Below are 16,103 nucleotides of genomic sequence, written 5' to 3' on the forward strand. Positions count from 1 at the left end.
AATAAGGTGAATAAAATAATTCATGCTGCGGAGAGTCAATCGCGGGATTAGCGGTGCTTTAAAGACGCCAGATACGAAAAGATGGCGCAGATTTGACCACGCCCGGTGATATAAAGAAGAATCAGATAGGTTTGGCGACAGTGTTGCCCGCCGCAATCCAGTCGGATCGGCTGAGGGTATACATCAGGCTGGCAGGCAAGCCCTCTGCATCCTCGACTCTTTTCAAAAAGGTTAAGCCCGCTTTCTCCAACACCCGCTGTGAAGCCAGGTGGTTTTCGCGCGTTACACCGGTGATAATGCTGAGTCCGGCTTCCTCGAAGCCATAACGAATAGCTCTGCGGGAAAGCTCTGTGGCATACCCTTTTCCCCAGGCCGCGGGCTCAAACCGGTATCCGAGATTATTGGTCTGACGGCCATCGAACTGGCTTCGGAATACCCCACCAAAACCAATGATTTTTTCCGGATGCGCTTTTTCGAATATCGTCCAGTCGCCAAAACCCTGGTCCCGATAACTCTCCTGTATACGCTCCATAGTCTGCACAGCATATTCCCTGTCAGGCCAGGGACCTCGTGGATTAAACCTATGCGTTTCAGGGTCACCATAGATTCTGAAGAGGTCGTCAAGATCCTCACGTAGGGTAAATCTGTAAAGTAATCGCTCTGATTCCCAGACCATCCTGCGCTCCTTTTAGGTACTGATCAGATACCCTTTTATAGCATCAGCCCTTTCTGAGACCAACTTTTACGACGCTTCTGTGCCCGATAAACACGCTGAGTTGTGGCCCGACTGAGGCGAGCACGCTGGATCGAGGCCGTTAATCTGCGATAAAAAAAAGGACGCGCCTGTTGCTCGCGTCCGTTTATTTGTTACGCCTGACAATTAAGCTGCACTGTGAACACGAAACGAATCGACCATGCCACGCAGCGCATGGGCCTGTTCAGAGAGCGATTGAGACGCTGACGAAGACTCTTCCACCAGCGCGGCGTTATTTTGCGTCACGCCATCCATCTGACTCACGGCGATGCTGACCTGAGAAATGCCCTGCATTTGCTCAGATGAGGAGAGGGAAATATTATCCATCGCTTCAGCCAGTTCACTTACCATGCCGACAATCTTCAGAATGCTCTGGCCGGTTCCGGCTGCCACCGAGACGCCCTGCTCTACCTGACCAACAGTCTGCTCAATCAGTGATTTGATATCCCGTGCTGCGGTCGCGCTTCGCTGCGCAAGGGAACGGACTTCACCCGCCACAACCGCAAATCCACGTCCATCTTCTCCCGCCCTTGCGGCTTCAACGGCCGCGTTCAGTGCCAGGATGTTAGTCTGGAAAGCGATACCTTCGATTACGCTGGTGATATCGCGAATTTTTGCAGCACTGAGTGAGATACCATTCATGGTCTCGGACATCTGATGAACATCATTTTCACCGCTGCGTGCCAGTGATGCGGTTTCACGGGCCGAGCCTGCTGTCTGCTGTGCACCCAGCGTATTACTCTTCACCGTGGCGGTAAGCTGCTCCATGCTGGCAGCCGTTTCCTGCAATGCCGCCGCCTGCTCTTCAGTGCGCGAAGACAACTCGCTATTGCCACGGGAAATCTCATCCGCCGCCAGCGCAACAGAGCCTGCAGATTCTTTGATGCGGGAGACCAGTTCACGCAGATTGGTCTGCATACTATCCAGTGAAGCCAGCAGGCTTTGGGTATCACCGCGACGCAATGCCACCGTCGTCGTAAGATCGCCAGAGGCGATAGCGGCAGCAAGCACCTGAGCCTGAGCGGGTTCACCGCCCAGTTGACGCATGAGCGTGCGGACAGTGAACAGACAGGTCGCCAGAGCCAGCAGGATGGAAATGCCCGCCAGAACCATCAGCGTGAAGCCGGTACGCGCCGAGGAGTCGCTGCTCATTACCACCGCTTTCTGCCCCTCATCACTCTGGATCGTTGAAAGGGTATTAAGTGCATCAAGCAGAGTACGCTGTGCGGGGCGTGTCACCGTCAGAAGATAGGCAGTAGCTTCCTGCGACTTATTCTCCAGCCCCAACCGGCCAGCCTGCTCAAGTGAGTCGAGTGTCGCTTTTTCGGCAGAGAGACTTTTATCGAAAGCCTGGCGCGCAGCGGGAGTCGCATCATCCATCATGCGGGCCAGCTTCTCACGGTTAGTGATATAAATTGCCTTTTGGGCCAGTAACCGTTTCCATTCCGGCTCCATTGCTTTGGTATCGTTCAGTAGCGCCATGTTGCGCACCGCAATGCCCATGTCACGCAAGCTGCCGCGCATGTCGAGTACCATCTGATAGCGTTTCATCTTTACATTGACCACATCATTCATGCCATTACGGGCACTGCTGAGGGCATGTAACGCAATTCCGCTGCAAAGAATAAACAGCAAAATGAGCAGGCCAAAGCCGGTATACAGTCGAGTTGAAATTTTCACTGGCGAGTCTCATGAACGGTTGTAATAAGGTTGTAATGTATTCCTGGTATCGGCAGAGAAGGGAAAACATGTAGACACGACCAGTATTAAATTATTTCGTCGCTGACACTACGGCACGTATCGGTTTATTATTCCTCGGCGATAACCGGACTCTGTGACGCGTTTCAGACGTTAGCTTCATGCTTAAGATCTGTGTCGTATCGTCGTGAGTATTCTGGAAATTTATCAATGAAAGGACGATGAAAATGGCTGAGCAGCACAACATCATCACTGAACTGACTGAACTTGAGCATCTTTATGGGTCGGTTGCCAGGCCCTCAATTGCTAAGGTGACCGATCATATTCACCCCGCCTATCGGCCTTTTATTGCTGCCTCGCCTTTTGTCGCGCTGGCAACGTCCGGGCCGGAGGGTCTGGATGTTTCTCCCCGCGGCGATCCGGCAGGATTTATTGAAATCGACGATGAAAAAACCCTGCTGTTACCCGACAGGCGCGGCAACAACCGCATCGACAGCCTGCGTAATATTCTGCATGACAATCGGGTCGCGTTGCTTTTTCTGATTCCTGGTATTGGTGAGACATTACGTATTAACGGCACGGCGGTGATCAGCACCGATCCGGCGCTACTTGAGCGCTTCGCCGTCAACAACCAGCGCCCCAAAACGGTGTTACGCATTAGCGTGCAGAGTGTTTTCTTTCAGTGTAGCCGGGCGATTATCCGCTCCGGATTATGGGATGCCGAAACGCAAATATCCCGCCAGTCACTGCCCAGCACCGGCTCAATCCTTAAACAGATTGCAGAAATTGATGGCGATGCCTACGACAAAGCACTGCCTGAACGCCTGAAGAACACACTTTATTGAATGCTGTTCAGGATCAGTAGATCCTGTCAGTAAGCCAGGCAGCGATGGCGTCATACCAGGTCCTCAAGGATCTGCTTTGCATCAACGTAGTCGTATGAGGTGATTTCAATTTTATTATCACTGGGATCGCTAAAATAGACGGACATCGACACAGCGTGGTCACTGACGGTGAATGGGATCTTATTGTCTCTGAGAACAGGGATGAGTTCGCTAAATGAGGATGCTGCCACGCCAAAGGCCACGGTGTGACCGGGTAGCTGAGTGCTTCTGAGAAAAAGAGAGAGTGATGCCCGGTTATTCCTTATAACCAGCGGTCCACCCTGTTCGAACCAGAAATAAAGTGCATTGTCGCGGGAAAAGCCCAGGATCTTGTTATACCACGTCTCTGCCTGCTCAATATTTTCAACGTAAAGATGAATATGGTCGATCTCAGCTATTTTCATTACTCTGACTCCCTGATTATTATTCGCAGAAAGACTCGACTAAATGTTGTTGTAAAACAACTCGCAAAACAAAAAATGACTCATTGATGAGCGTCATGAAACTGGATTTTTCGACTCTATATTGCTGCTGGCAATACAATGTGCGCTCTCAACACGTCCTCTTCCTCAAAAGCACACACGCACACCCTGGTAACGATCGCAGGAATCGTTAAAGCAAAGATATTGCATTAAGACGCGGGTAGTCGTATACCTTAGCAAAAGCTAATATTTTGCATTAAGGTGATTTCCATGAATCCTGCATTGACACCTCAGGCCGCAACCCGGACCACGCTTTTTAGTTTTACCGGTGCGGCATTGATTTCAGCCACCAGCAGTGCGCCAACGCCACTTTACCCGCTTTATCGCAGCCTGTTTGACCTCACGCCGACCATGCTGACGCTGATATTTGGCGCTTATGCTTTCGCGTTGCTGGCAGCGCTACTGACGGTGGGTAAAGTGTCAGACTTTACCGGCCGCCGTCCGCTAATGCTGATGGCGCTGGGGATCAATGCGGTTGCGCTAGTGATCTTCATGACTGCCAGCTCTGCCACAACCTTAATTGCTGCCCGGCTGGTGCAGGGCTTTGCTACCGGTATCGCCTTGCCGACCTTTGGAGCCAGCCTGATTGACGCCAGTAAAACCCGCGGTCCACTTCTGAACTCAATTACCGCCTTTCTGGGAATGACGCTGGGCACGCTTGCAGGGGGAATCCTGGTCACTTTTGCGCCCTATCCTACCGTGACGCTCTATGCGCTGCTGCTATTACTGATGCTGGCCGCAATTGCACTGTTACCGCTGATACCTGAAACGATTGCACCCCAGCCTGGCGTCCTGGCCGCACTGCGCCCTCAGGTCAGCATTCCGCGACGCGCGCTGGGGCCGTTGCTAAAAGTGACGCCGGTTAACATTGCGACCTGGATGCTGGGCGGATTTTATCTGTCACTGATGCCCACGATGGTCGCGAACGCAACAGGCCTGACATCGCCGTTTATTGGTGGCTCGATTGTGGCGACATTGATGCTGAGCGCGACGGCTGCGGTGTTCATTTTTCGTCTTTTACCCGCCGCACGAGCTTTAGTCATTGGTACAGTGATGCTGATGGCGGGTGTCAGCGTAACCCTGACGGGCCTTTCTCTGCATAGCGTGGTCTGGCTTTATGCGGGCACCGCCATTGCGGGTCAGGGTTTTGGATCGATTTTCGCCAGTGTGCTGAAGATCATTATGCCGTTAGCCGAAAGCCATGAGCGTGCCGGGCTGTTCGCCGCCTTTTTAATAAAAAGCTATCTTGCCTTTGCCCTGCCTGCTATTGCCGCAGGCATTGCTGCACCCCATATCGGCTTGAATCAGACCGCATGGTGCTATGGCATGACGATTATTGTGCTGGCGCTGGTGTCGCTGCTGGCTGTCAGAGGTCGCGATCCGGCCGGCGCGGCCAGTTCCTGACGCCCGCGGCGGTAAGATGTCTGCCTTGTCGTCCTGAAACCGTGATTTTCACTTACACTCAACGGATAAATTTCAGGCGCAGTGGTTGCGTAATACCGTGAGTATGATGTCGAAATCCCAATCAGATACCGTTTTAGCCAGGTTTTCTCCCGCCACCCGACGCTGGTTTTCAGGGGCGTTTGCTGCGCCGACACCGGTACAGCAGGCGGCCTGGCAGGCGATTGCCCGTGGTGAACATGCACTGGTCATCGCGCCTACCGGCTCAGGAAAAACACTGGCGGCTTTCCTCACCGCCATCGACACGCTGTTTCAGGTCAGAACCAGCCAGCCAGCACCCACGCGTGAAACCACTACCCGCATACTCTATATCTCTCCGGTTAAAGCGCTGGCCGCCGACGTGCAGCGCAATCTGAATCTGCCGCTGGCAGGCGTTTACGCCGAGCGGCAGGCACTGAATGAGCCCGAGATCACACTGAATATTGGCATGCGGTCGGGCGATACGCCCAGCGCTGAGCGCGCCAGATTATTGCGTCGCCCGCCTGATATCCTGATCACCACACCTGAATCGCTGTTTCTGATGCTGACGTCAAAAGCGCGCACGACACTGAAGGGCGTGACCACGGTAATAGTCGATGAGGTGCATGCAGTCGCGGGATCAAAGCGCGGTTCTCAGCTGGCACTGAGCCTTGAACGGCTGGATGCGCTGTTGCCGAAGCCCGCCCAGCGCGTTGGCCTGTCCGCCACCGTGCGGCCGGTGGAACGGGTCGCGGCCTTCCTGGGCGGCTGTCAGCCAGTGCAGGTGGTAAACCCAGCGGCCAATCGCACGCTGCATCTGACGATTGAGGTGCCGGTTGAGGATATGACTGACATTGCCAGCGCTGATAACCTGACAGATGACGTCACCTCTGCCAGCGGATCGATCTGGCCGCACATTGAAGCGCGCATTCTGCAGCAGGTCATGGCCCATCGCGCTACGCTGGTATTCGTGAATTCGCGAGGGCTGGCAGAGAAACTGACTGCACGGCTCAATGCGCGCTATCTGGCGCAGCAGGCAACTGCTGAGGTTCAGGATGCAGAGCGCACAAATGACAACGATCTAATTGCCCGCTCGCACCATGGTTCTGTCTCCAAAGAACAGCGAGGCGAGATTGAAGCCGCGCTGAAACAGGGCAGACTGCGCTGCGTGGTGGCGACGTCTAGCCTGGAACTTGGCATCGATATGGGGCCGGTGGATCTGGTAGTCCAGGTGGGCTCACCTTTGTCAGTGGCCAGTGCACTGCAGCGTGTGGGTCGCGCCGGACATCAGGTAGGCGGCGTATCAACCGGCATTCTGTTTCCGCGCACACGACGCGATCTGCTGGATTCCGCCGTCATAATAGAGTCGATGCGGGCGGGTCAGCTTGATGCGCTGGCGCCGCCGCGTAACCCGCTCGATATCCTGGCGCAGCAGACGCTGGCCGCTGTCGCTATGGATCCCCTGCAGGCCGACGAATGGTATGCGCAGGTCTGCCGTGCTGATCCGTTCCGCACGCTGTCACGACGTCTCTTTGATGCCACTCTCGATATGCTGGCGGGCAAATTTCCATCAGATGCCTTTGCTCAGCTGCGCCCGCAACTGGTATGGGATCGCCTGAGTGGAATGCTCACGGCACGACCTGGCGCGCAGCATCTGGCCGTAACCAGCGGCGGCACCATTCCCGATCGCGGGATGTTCAGCGTCATTCTGCCAGAAGGTGAAGAACAGGCGGGATCCCGCCGGGTTGGCGAACTGGATGAAGAGATGGTTTATGAGTCGCGGGTCAACGACATCATTACCCTGGGCGCGACGTCATGGCGAATCCAGAAGATTACCCATGATCAGGTGCAGGTAGTGCCCGCACCTGGTCGTCCCGCTCGTCTGCCCTTCTGGAGAGGAGAAGGCGTGGGTCGCTCGGCGGATTCGGGGGCAAGTCTGGGAATGTTTTTGCGTCAGCTAAACGCGGCATCACCGGACGATGCACAGCAACAGCTTCACGCGCTGGGACTCGATGCCCGTGCAGTAACGAATCTGCTGACTTTACTGGCTGAACAGCGCGCGGCTACCGGTGTCTTACCGGATGATCGCACGTTGCTGATAGAACGCTGCCGTGATGAAATCGGCGACTGGCGGGTCATCCTGCATTCGCCGTGGGGAAAACGGGTTAATGCGCCCTGGGCGCTGGCGATTGCTGCTCGTATCCAGCAACGTATGGGTATCGATGCCTCTGTTGCGGCCAGCGATGACGGCATTGTAGCCCGCTTTCCTGCCAGTGAGGGGCATTTACCCGCCGCTGACCTGTTCCGGTTCGATGCCGACTCGCTTACTCAGGAGGTCACTCAGAGTGTCGGCCAGTCGGCGCTGTTTGCCGCCCGCTTCCGGGAATGTGCCTCACGCGCGCTGTTGCTGCCGAGGCGTAATCCGGGCAAGCGTTCGCCGCTCTGGCAGCAGCGGTTGCGTGCAGGTCAGTTGCTGGAAGTCGCCCGTCAGTTTGACGACTTCCCGATCCTGATCGAAACCGCCCGCGAATGCCTGCAGGATGTCTACGATCTGCCTGCATTGCACCAGCTCATGGAAAAGCTGGCTCTGGACCAGATAAAAATGGTAGAGGTGACGACCGAACACCCCTCCCCTTTCGCTGCGCCACTGCTTTTCGGCTATGTCGCCGAGTTTATCTATGCCAGCGATGCACCTCAGGCAGAACGGCGCGCGTCATTGCTGGCGCTGGACAGTAATCTACTGGGTGAACTGCTTGGCCAGACCAGCAAGCGTGATTTACTGGCACCAGACGTTGTTGAACAGGTTGAAAAGGAATTGCAGCGTCTTGACACCCGCTATCACGCGCAGCATGCCGAAAGCCTCATCGACCTGCTCCGCGACCTCGGTCCTCTCTCCCTTGCTGATATCGCGGCACGTTTTAGCGGCAACGATACGCAGATCAAAGAAGCACTGGCGCAGTTTTCTGCGGCCCGGCGAATCATTCCGGTTATCCTCGCGGGTGAACTGCGCTGGGCGGTGATTGAAGATGCGGCTCGCCTGCGTGATGCGCTTTCCGTGGTATTGCCTGATGACCTGCCCGCGACATTTCTGGTGCCACAAGCTGCTCCACTACCCGATCTGATTAACCGCTACGCACGGACCCATACGCTCTTTAACGCTCAACAGCTGGCTACACATTTTGGACTGGGAGTGGCCGTAGTGAATGAGGTGCTGTTTACCCTGCTTCAGCAGGGCAGCCTGCTGAATATGGGCACAGTAGCGGACAAATCGGAAACAGAGTGGGTCTCCTCAGACATCTTCAAACGGCTGCGCTTACGTTCACTGCAGTCAGCACGCGAAGCAACCCGACCTGTTTCACCCACCGCCTGGGGCAGTCTGCTGCTGGAGCGTCACGGCTTGCTTAGCGCGCAGCGTGAAGAGCTATCGGGCACCAACGGGCTATTACGGGTGATCGAGCAACTGGCGGGTGTGCCGTTGCCTGCCTCGTTGTGGGAGTCACAAATTTTGCGCGCCCGGATAGTCGACTATCAGCCTGCGATGCTCGACGAACTGTTAGCCAATGGCGAAGTAATCTGGTGCGGACATAAAGCGCTGGGCCAGAGTGATGGTCTGATCTCGTTTCACCTGACTGAATTTGCTGATGAAACGCTGCCGGTCATTGACACAACCCAGCCTCTCACATCGATACAACAAGCAACTATTGACGCATTAAGTCGCGGTGGCTCGTGGTTTGTTCATGAGATCATGGCGCAGATGGAAAATGAGGAGACCCATCCCACTGAAATCAATGATGCCCTGTGGCAGCTGGTGTGGCAGGGCTACGTCAGTTCCGACAGCTGGATTGCGGTACGTGGATTACTGACCACACCAGTCATGACCCGTTCGCGCCCAACGCGTTCTCTGCGCACCCGATTTGGACAGCGCTTATCTCCAGGCGCGCTTCCCACCCGCCGGCCTGCGGTTAATAGGCTGGCGGGTCGATGGTCGCGGATTCGCAGACAGGAAATTACGCCTGCCCGGCTTGGCCTGTCACTGGCAGAAAACCTGCTCGACCGTTACGGGGTGATCACCCGTGGCTGCGCGGTATCGGAACAGATCCCCGGGGGATTTCCGGCTTTGCAGCCGGTTTTACGTGGCATGGAAGATGCCGGTCGGCTGCTGCGCGGTCAGTTTGTCGCCGGGGCAGGCGGTGCGCAGTTTGCCGACCAACCGACCATTGAGCGGCTTCGGGTGCTGGCAGATAACCCGGAAACGCTGACAGAGGCTGTAGCACTCAGCGCACTCGACCCGGCTAATCCGTTTGGGGCAATGCTGAGCTGGCCGGTCCATGCCAGCGGTATTCGCCCGACCCGTCGTCAGGGTGGCCGGGTTGTGATCGCAGGCGGTGCGCTGATACTTTATCTGACCCCAGCAGGTAAAGAGTTACTGACGTTCAGTGAAGAGCCCGCGCGGCTTCAGACGGCGGTGGCGGTGCTGGGCATGGCGCTGAAACGGGATAAGTCGGCGAGTTTTACCCTGGAAACGGTAGATGGGGAACCGGTGATGCAGTCATCGCTGCTTAACGCACTGCGTCACGCCGGATTTTCACGCGTGCCGCAAGGCTTCAGCTGGTATAGCTGAGTTTTTTCGCGCTCGTTTGTTTCGCGTACAAAGTCGATGAAAGCCTTAAGCGGCGCCGGAATCAGACGCCGATCGCTGTAGTAGAGCCACGGGCCGGAAAAGGTCAGCCACCAGGACTGCAGCAGCGGTTCCAGTTTGCCGCTGTCCAGGGTTGGACGGAGCCACTCATCAAACAGATAAATTATGCCGCTTCCGGCAATGGCCGCGTCTACCGCCAGATCCATAGCACCCCCGACGGTGACCACCAGCGGCCCGCTGGTTTCAACACTGATTTCCTCACCCTCGCGGCTGAAGGTCCACTCCGCCATGATGCCGCTGGCGTAGCGACCCCGCAGACAGCGATGATGGATAAGATCGCGTGGATGTTCCGGGCGGCCATATTCAGCAAGATAGGCCGGTGAGGCTGCCAGCGCGAAACGCTGCAGACGCGGGCCTATGGGTATCACCACCGTATCCTGCTCCAGCCGCTCATCGTAGCGAATCCCGGCGTCACAGCCGTCACGAAAAACATCCTGTACATTGCTTTCCGCAACGATTTCCAGCCGGATATCAGGATAACGCTGCAGAAATTCCGGTACCAGCGCGGGCAGTATCAGCCGGGTGGCACTAACCGGGACATTCAGACGCAGCGTCCCACCAGGCGTATTACGGTAGCGATTGACCGCATCCAGTGCAGCATTAACTTCGTTCATTGCAGGCAGCAGACGTTCCATCAGCGCCCTGCCCGCTTCGGTTAACACGACGGTGCGGGTGGTGCGGTGAAACAGTCGGATACCCAGTTGCTGTTCTGCCCGGCGCACCGCATCGCTGAGCCGTGAGGCATTGCTTCCGGTCACGCGCGCCGCTTCCCGAAATCCTCCTGCTTTTGCTACCGCGACTACAGCATCAAGCAGCGCCATATCGATCGCCATTGTGCACCACCCCGTACAGTCCGTCCTGATTTCACCCGATAGTTGCACAGCTAAATCACCGTTACAATTGATCTACATTCACGCAGGAGGTTTTCATGTCAAATACCACCATGACTTATCCGTTAGGCGATCGTGAAGTCAACCGTCTTGGTTACGGCGCGATGCAATTAGCCGGGCCAGGTGTCTTCGGCCCAGTGAAAGATGAAGCCAGGGCAATACAGGTTCTGCGCGACGCTATCGCGGCTGGTGTCAATCATATCGACACCAGCGACTTTTACGGGCCGCATGAAACCAATCAGTTAATCAAAAAGGCGCTCTATCCTTATCCTCAGGATCTCTGCATTGTCACCAAAGTAGGCGCCCGTCGCGATGCGAAAGGTGGCTGGCAGGCGGCGATGGAACCCGAGGCGCTGACGCAGGCAGTGGAAGATAACCTGCGCAACCTTGGGCTGGACGTGATTGAGGTCGTGAACCTGCGCAGTATGTTGCATCCGGCTAAACCTAAAGAGGGCTCCCTGATGCCACAGCTGGAGGCGTTGCTGGCGTTACAGGCTCGGGGACTGATTCGGCACATTGGCCTGAGCAACGTCACTGCCACACAAATTGCAGAAGCGCAGGCCATCACACCGATTGTCTGCGTGCAGAATATGTATAACCTCGCGCATCGACAGGATGATGAACTGGTGGATCAGCTGGCGCAACAGGGCATCGCTTACGTGCCGTTTTTTCCACTGGGCGGTTTCTCCCCGCTGCAATCGGATCGGCTTAATGAGGTCGCAGTATCCCTGAAGGCTACGCCGATGCAGGTCGCACTCGCGTGGCTACTGCGGCGCTCGCCCAATATTCTGCTGATTCCGGGTACGTCATCGCCGGAACACCTTAAAGAAAACCTCGCCAGTGCCAGTCTGCAACTGTCAGATGAGGTGATGGAAAAGCTGAACGCGATATAACGTCTGGCCCGCAATTTGCGGGCCTGATTCTCTGGTGGTTCAGAAATGGCTCAGGCAGGCTGCCAGTGGCGGCTTGTCGCTGCAACTGATGTGGTGATCAATTTGTTCAATCATGTAAGGGTAAAACGGGTTGGAGGTAGCACGCATGATCGAGTCCAGCCCGACAATCAGCACGGCACTCTCTCCGCGTAGTGACAGCGTCCCAAAACTAATACCAAACTCATTCTTCTTAGCGGGTGCACTGCCATATAAACCATCCTCAGCAGGGAATGGAATGGCAACATGTGACAGCGAGTAGAGACCTGCCGGATAATCAATTGCCAGCGGTTTAATCTGTTCCTGAATCTCACCGGCAGGCACGCTTTTCGTTACCATTTCCAGCGACGTCGCTGAGGCATTAGTGATAACTGTTGAGGCATAACGGCGACGGGCAGCGGGCAAAAGCTGATTTACCGCGGTGTATGAGGAGTGACGAAATAGCGGACTGACGCTGACCGCCTGATTGATATCGAATAGCACCAGCTCACTGCCATTCTCCGGCAGGAAATTGTACAACGAGCGGATCACCGAGGATGTGCTGACAGTAGAATCCATAACCGACTGGAAAGTGAGTACCGGCGGGAAGGCAGACAGCTGTTTATTCCGTGCGTAATGCTGGATCTCTTTCTGCAGCGCCTGCGTCAGCAAATAGGTCTGACGGGCAGCGTGAACCGGGAAAGAGTTATATTTAAAGGGATTAAACTCCGGCACGATGTTCAGCCACGCGGTTTTTGAAAACGCCGGAAATACAGCGGGCAGCCCGGCAATACCGGCAAAGCGGGCAAAACGCGTTACACCAATCATCGGCGATAACAGTATGAGCTGTTGCGGACGACGCAGTGTGTGATCATCCAGGCTGTCGAGCGCGTATTTTACCGCCAGCGCCCCACCGTTAGAGAAACCGACCAGATGCAGCGGCGTCTGCGTGCCTGCCAGACGGGTCGCTTCTCTCACTGCGAGACGTGTGGCGGCCATCCAGTCCTGCCAGTCTACATCCGTCAAACCGGCAGGCACCGTACCGTGACCCGGTAACCTTATCGCGACGACCGCATAACCCTGTTGATAATAAACGTCTGCCACATGACGCAGGCTATAGGGACTGTCGGTCAGACCATGTAACAGGACAACGGCACCACGCGGGGTGCCTGTTGGTCGCAGGATATAAGAACGATTCCAGTCCTGCACGAAACGGCCAGGATAGATCATGCTGCCGACGTAATATCGATTAAGTGGCGTTTTGTCTTCAGCTTCAAGTTTGTTGCTGACCTGCTGCTTCATCTCATTAAAAAGATGGTCTTCGGCATTGAGATAATCAGCATAAGTTGCGTTATCCAGCTGGCTCGCGGTCAGCTCATGGGGAATCCAGGTGTGCCAGCGCTTTAACTCCGGTCCGCGCTCGGCTTCATAAATGCGGATAATCAGAAGTAGCAGTAATACCAGCCCCGTCACTATCCCCAGCCGCCAGAGTCTGCGTTTAGCCGTTTTCCACTTCCGGTTCATACGTCCTTTCCTGAAAAATTAAAACACATAATGACACCACGCGAATAAAAAGCTGCGATTATAGCGGAGAGTGGGATGCGATCATTGTCAGTAGTCATGCTAGCTTAATCCGGATTTACAGAAAGACTTAGCGGAAAAATGCAGAGAGAGACGCTGGCGATTTCAGCCTGAAATCGCCAGGGCTGTATAAAAATAGAACAGAATATTTGCTGATTACAGTGAATGCTTTGGCGGCCTGGAGATGAAGGGAAGCGATTAGGGATGAATTAGCGGGGAATGGTAACGGCGTAAAACCGGATCCGACCGTCAGGCCGAATCCGTTGAGGGCTTATAACGCTTCAGCCTCTCTGCGCTTTTCACCGAACTTCTCTTTCATGTGGGACTCAATCTCTTCAAGGCTCTTGCCGCGCGTCTCGGGAACCATCGCCATCACAAAGAATAGCGACCCGACATTAATTGCAGCAAAGATAAAGAAGGTTGTGCTGCCTGCATATTCCATAACAGGTGGGAAACCAAATGCCACCACAGCATTAAATATCCACTGTAGTGAGACGGCACCACCGGTTAATACGCCACGCAGTTGCATCGGGAACAGCTCCGACATCATCAGCCAGTAAACCGGCGAGATGCACATCTGCATACAGAACAGGAACATCAGAATGCATGCCAGGGCGAGATAGCTCTGCATCACACTGGAGCTCATAAAGGTCAGCACGCTGCCCAGCATGATCTGTGCCGTGATGACCAGACATAAACCCGTAATCAGCATGGTGCGACGCGGGAAGCGACTAATGGCCCAGATACCGACAAACGTGGCCAGAACAGAAACCACGCCATTACCGATGGTGGCGGCGATTGAGGCACTGGTCCCCAGACCAGTCGACTTCAGAATGATCGGTGTGTAGTACATGAAGCCGTTGACGCCAGTAAACTGCGCGACAAAGCCCAGTCCGACACCAATAATCATCAGACGGATAACCCACTTCTCACGGATCAGTGTTTTCGCATCCGGCCCGCGTTCTGCCGCCCTCGCCTGCTTCTTCATCTGCGCCATCTCATGACGCACTTCGCGCGGCGTTTCACGCAGATACTTCAGAATCTTTTTCGCCTCTTTTAAGCGCCCTTCCGCCACCAGCCAGTGTGGGGACGCAGGAACGAAGAACGTGCCGATGAACAGCAGGAATCCCGGTACCATCGCAATCGCCAGCATGTAACGCCACAGATGTTCATCATGCAGCAGATAACTCAGAAGCGTACTGGCGACATAGGCAATAAGCTGTCCGGTCACGATCATCAGCTCATTGCGGCTTACCAGAGGTGCACGCAGGCGCGGTCCGGCAATCTCGGCAATAAACACCGGTACAGTTGAAGAGCCACCGCCGACAGCAATCCCCAGCAGGAAGCGCATCGCCACCATAATATTCACCGAGGGCGCCAGCGCCGTTCCCAGTGAACCCAGAACAAAAATGACTGCAAGGCTGCGTAACGTAATACGGCGGCCAAAACGATCAGAAAAGAAACCACTCAGGAAAGAACCGATGGCCGCGCCGAACACAAGCGAAGAAGCTACCAGGCCTTCAGTGAATGAATTCAGTCCCAGGCCGCCCTGACCGGGTGGTGAGCTCATATAAGGTAACGCACCCGAAATAATCCCGGTGTCATAGCCAAAAGCCAGCGCGCCCATAGTGGCGACCAGCACCACGAGAAAAATGCGCTGGCGTACCGTATCCGCAGGCGCATGATCGCCTGCTTCACCAGAGTCTGGTGTATTCGTACTCATAATATTCCTGCCATTAATAAGTTAAACATCCGTTTGATTACATTTCATACGGAATAGAAATGGAACATATTTACCGATTGGGCAACGAAGTGTAGACGGTATTTGAAAGTTAGCTTTAGCAATACGCCTTTCAGGGGGAGATAAATAATTAAAGAAAGAGACTGGAGTAACCGTGACCACCTGAACGTCTTTTCTGACTTCGAATCCCTGACGTACCGACTGGAATGCGCCACAGACTCGCCATGCTGTGAAGCAGTACAGGTCTGTGTTCACAGCTCTATTAAACGCGCTAACCATACCGTTTCTTGTTTGCTGAGTGCCGGTGCGCAGCTCATTCTCAGGCAACCATCCACTACTGAAGACGTGACGGTTGTCTGGTTCGCTGCTTAATCAGTGGTGAAGTCCCTAGCGACAAGCGAATCAAATCAACAATCCTGATTGCTGATTGCTGATTGCTGATTACTGCTTGCTGACTGGGATAAGGTCGCGAGGTGAGCTCAAAGCGGGTAAAGGAATAGACATATTGGTGGGATATGGACGTCAGATGTTTTTGAGATGCCGGGCATTAAGATCTATTCGCCACTTCAAAGCCTGCTTTATGAAATATCACAGGATGATAAAAAGCGCTGTGGTGCAACGCTGCATAACACTCTGTTTACTGATTGCAGTGGTCAGCGGGTTTATCTGCCGCCTGATTCTGATAGTGCGGGTAAACTGGCACTGATAAAGGGGATGGTTACGTTGAGAACGGCGTAATGCCAGATTCACTGTAAACAGCGATTGTTTATAGTTTTTGTCTTCATGCTGCTTAATGACATCTGCATAGGGTTTAGCTGGCGACGCTCAGTGAGTCTACACAACATAGTGAATCTGATGCTTAACGGGTTTCAGGTTGTGATTCAACACTGACACTTTCGTTACTCTAACCCCATTCCTGATACCTTTACGCTGAGATCCACACCGTGAACATGCTATTGCTCAGAAAATAAGTTTGTTACGAGAAAAAAGTTATCCACTTTTTCTGTGGATAAGTGAGGGATATTTTATGAGTATCTTTTTTCATGC

At 54.5% G+C, this 16,103-nt stretch carries 10 protein-coding genes; 4 read left to right on the forward strand and 6 right to left on the reverse strand.

Annotation, left to right across the window (positions count from 1 at the left end):
* Positions 1 to 121 precede the first annotated feature (121 nt).
* Positions 122 to 676, reverse strand: a complete 555-nt coding sequence (locus Q7C21_RS03815) for a GNAT family N-acetyltransferase (protein ID WP_375150411.1) — start codon at positions 674 to 676, stop codon at positions 122 to 124.
* 204 nt (positions 677 to 880) lie between these two features.
* Complete coding sequence (locus tag Q7C21_RS03820; protein WP_140034261.1) at positions 881 to 2,434, reverse strand: methyl-accepting chemotaxis protein; 1,554 nt, start codon at positions 2,432 to 2,434, stop codon at positions 881 to 883.
* 245 nt (positions 2,435 to 2,679) lie between these two features.
* Here Q7C21_RS03820 and Q7C21_RS03825 point away from each other — a divergent pair, with 245 nt between their 5' ends.
* Complete coding sequence (locus Q7C21_RS03825; protein WP_110411983.1) at positions 2,680 to 3,297, forward strand: pyridoxamine 5'-phosphate oxidase family protein; 618 nt, start codon at positions 2,680 to 2,682, stop codon at positions 3,295 to 3,297.
* 50 nt (positions 3,298 to 3,347) lie between these two features.
* Here the strand turns inward: Q7C21_RS03825 and Q7C21_RS03830 are convergent, their stop codons facing one another.
* A complete protein-coding gene (locus Q7C21_RS03830) occupies positions 3,348 to 3,740 on the reverse strand; it encodes a VOC family protein (RefSeq protein ID WP_003848232.1) in 393 nt (130 codons plus the stop codon).
* A gap of 288 nt (positions 3,741 to 4,028) precedes the next feature.
* On the opposite strand from Q7C21_RS03830, the gene Q7C21_RS03835 reads away from it, so the two are divergent.
* Positions 4,029 to 5,222: an MFS transporter gene (locus Q7C21_RS03835; protein ID WP_003848230.1), complete on the forward strand. Its 1,194-nt coding sequence runs from the start codon at positions 4,029 to 4,031 to the stop codon at positions 5,220 to 5,222.
* A gap of 103 nt (positions 5,223 to 5,325) precedes the next feature.
* Complete coding sequence (locus Q7C21_RS03840) at positions 5,326 to 9,858, forward strand: ATP-dependent helicase (RefSeq protein WP_375150475.1); 4,533 nt, start codon at positions 5,326 to 5,328, stop codon at positions 9,856 to 9,858.
* Here Q7C21_RS03840 and Q7C21_RS03845 read toward each other — a convergent pair.
* Positions 9,810 to 10,769: a LysR family transcriptional regulator gene (locus Q7C21_RS03845; RefSeq protein ID WP_003848227.1), complete on the reverse strand. Its 960-nt coding sequence runs from the start codon at positions 10,767 to 10,769 to the stop codon at positions 9,810 to 9,812. The genes Q7C21_RS03840 and Q7C21_RS03845 overlap by 49 nt on opposite strands.
* Before the next feature lie 95 nt (positions 10,770 to 10,864).
* Between Q7C21_RS03845 and Q7C21_RS03850 the strand changes: the two genes are divergently transcribed.
* Positions 10,865 to 11,719 (forward strand): aldo/keto reductase family oxidoreductase, encoded by an 855-nt coding sequence (locus tag Q7C21_RS03850; RefSeq protein ID WP_008924462.1) that lies wholly within the window; start codon positions 10,865 to 10,867, stop codon positions 11,717 to 11,719.
* A 39-nt stretch (positions 11,720 to 11,758) separates the two neighbouring features.
* On the opposite strand, the gene Q7C21_RS03855 is transcribed toward Q7C21_RS03850, so the two are convergent.
* Both Q7C21_RS03855 and Q7C21_RS03860 read right to left on the reverse strand, forming a co-directional pair.
* Positions 11,759 to 13,258, reverse strand: a complete 1,500-nt coding sequence (locus tag Q7C21_RS03855; RefSeq protein WP_375150412.1) for an alpha/beta hydrolase — start codon at positions 13,256 to 13,258, stop codon at positions 11,759 to 11,761.
* A gap of 328 nt (positions 13,259 to 13,586) precedes the next feature.
* Positions 13,587 to 15,038, reverse strand: coding sequence for a sugar porter family MFS transporter (locus Q7C21_RS03860; protein ID WP_003848221.1), 1,452 nt, complete (start codon positions 15,036 to 15,038; stop codon positions 13,587 to 13,589).
* Positions 15,039 to 16,103 lie beyond the last annotated feature (1,065 nt).

The sequence above is a fragment of the Pantoea sp. ANP04 genome (assembly GCF_041982285.1).
Lineage (GTDB): Bacteria > Pseudomonadota > Gammaproteobacteria > Enterobacterales > Enterobacteriaceae > Pantoea > Pantoea eucalypti.

Coding starts and splice junctions, on each gene's coding strand:
- Q7C21_RS03815 (WP_375150411.1), bottom strand. CDS start 676: ATGGTCTGGGAATCAGAGCGATTACTTTACAGATTTACCCTACGTGAG.
- Q7C21_RS03845 (WP_003848227.1), bottom strand. CDS start 10,769: ATGGCGATCGATATGGCGCTGCTTGATGCTGTAGTCGCGGTAGCAAAA.
- Q7C21_RS03850 (WP_008924462.1), top strand. CDS start 10,865: ATGTCAAATACCACCATGACTTATCCGTTAGGCGATCGTGAAGTCAAC.
- Q7C21_RS03825 (WP_110411983.1), top strand. CDS start 2,680: ATGGCTGAGCAGCACAACATCATCACTGAACTGACTGAACTTGAGCAT.
- Q7C21_RS03835 (WP_003848230.1), top strand. CDS start 4,029: ATGAATCCTGCATTGACACCTCAGGCCGCAACCCGGACCACGCTTTTT.
- Q7C21_RS03830 (WP_003848232.1), bottom strand. CDS start 3,740: ATGAAAATAGCTGAGATCGACCATATTCATCTTTACGTTGAAAATATT.
- Q7C21_RS03840 (WP_375150475.1), top strand. CDS start 5,326: ATGATGTCGAAATCCCAATCAGATACCGTTTTAGCCAGGTTTTCTCCC.
- Q7C21_RS03855 (WP_375150412.1), bottom strand. CDS start 13,258: ATGAACCGGAAGTGGAAAACGGCTAAACGCAGACTCTGGCGGCTGGGG.
- Q7C21_RS03860 (WP_003848221.1), bottom strand. CDS start 15,038: ATGAGTACGAATACACCAGACTCTGGTGAAGCAGGCGATCATGCGCCT.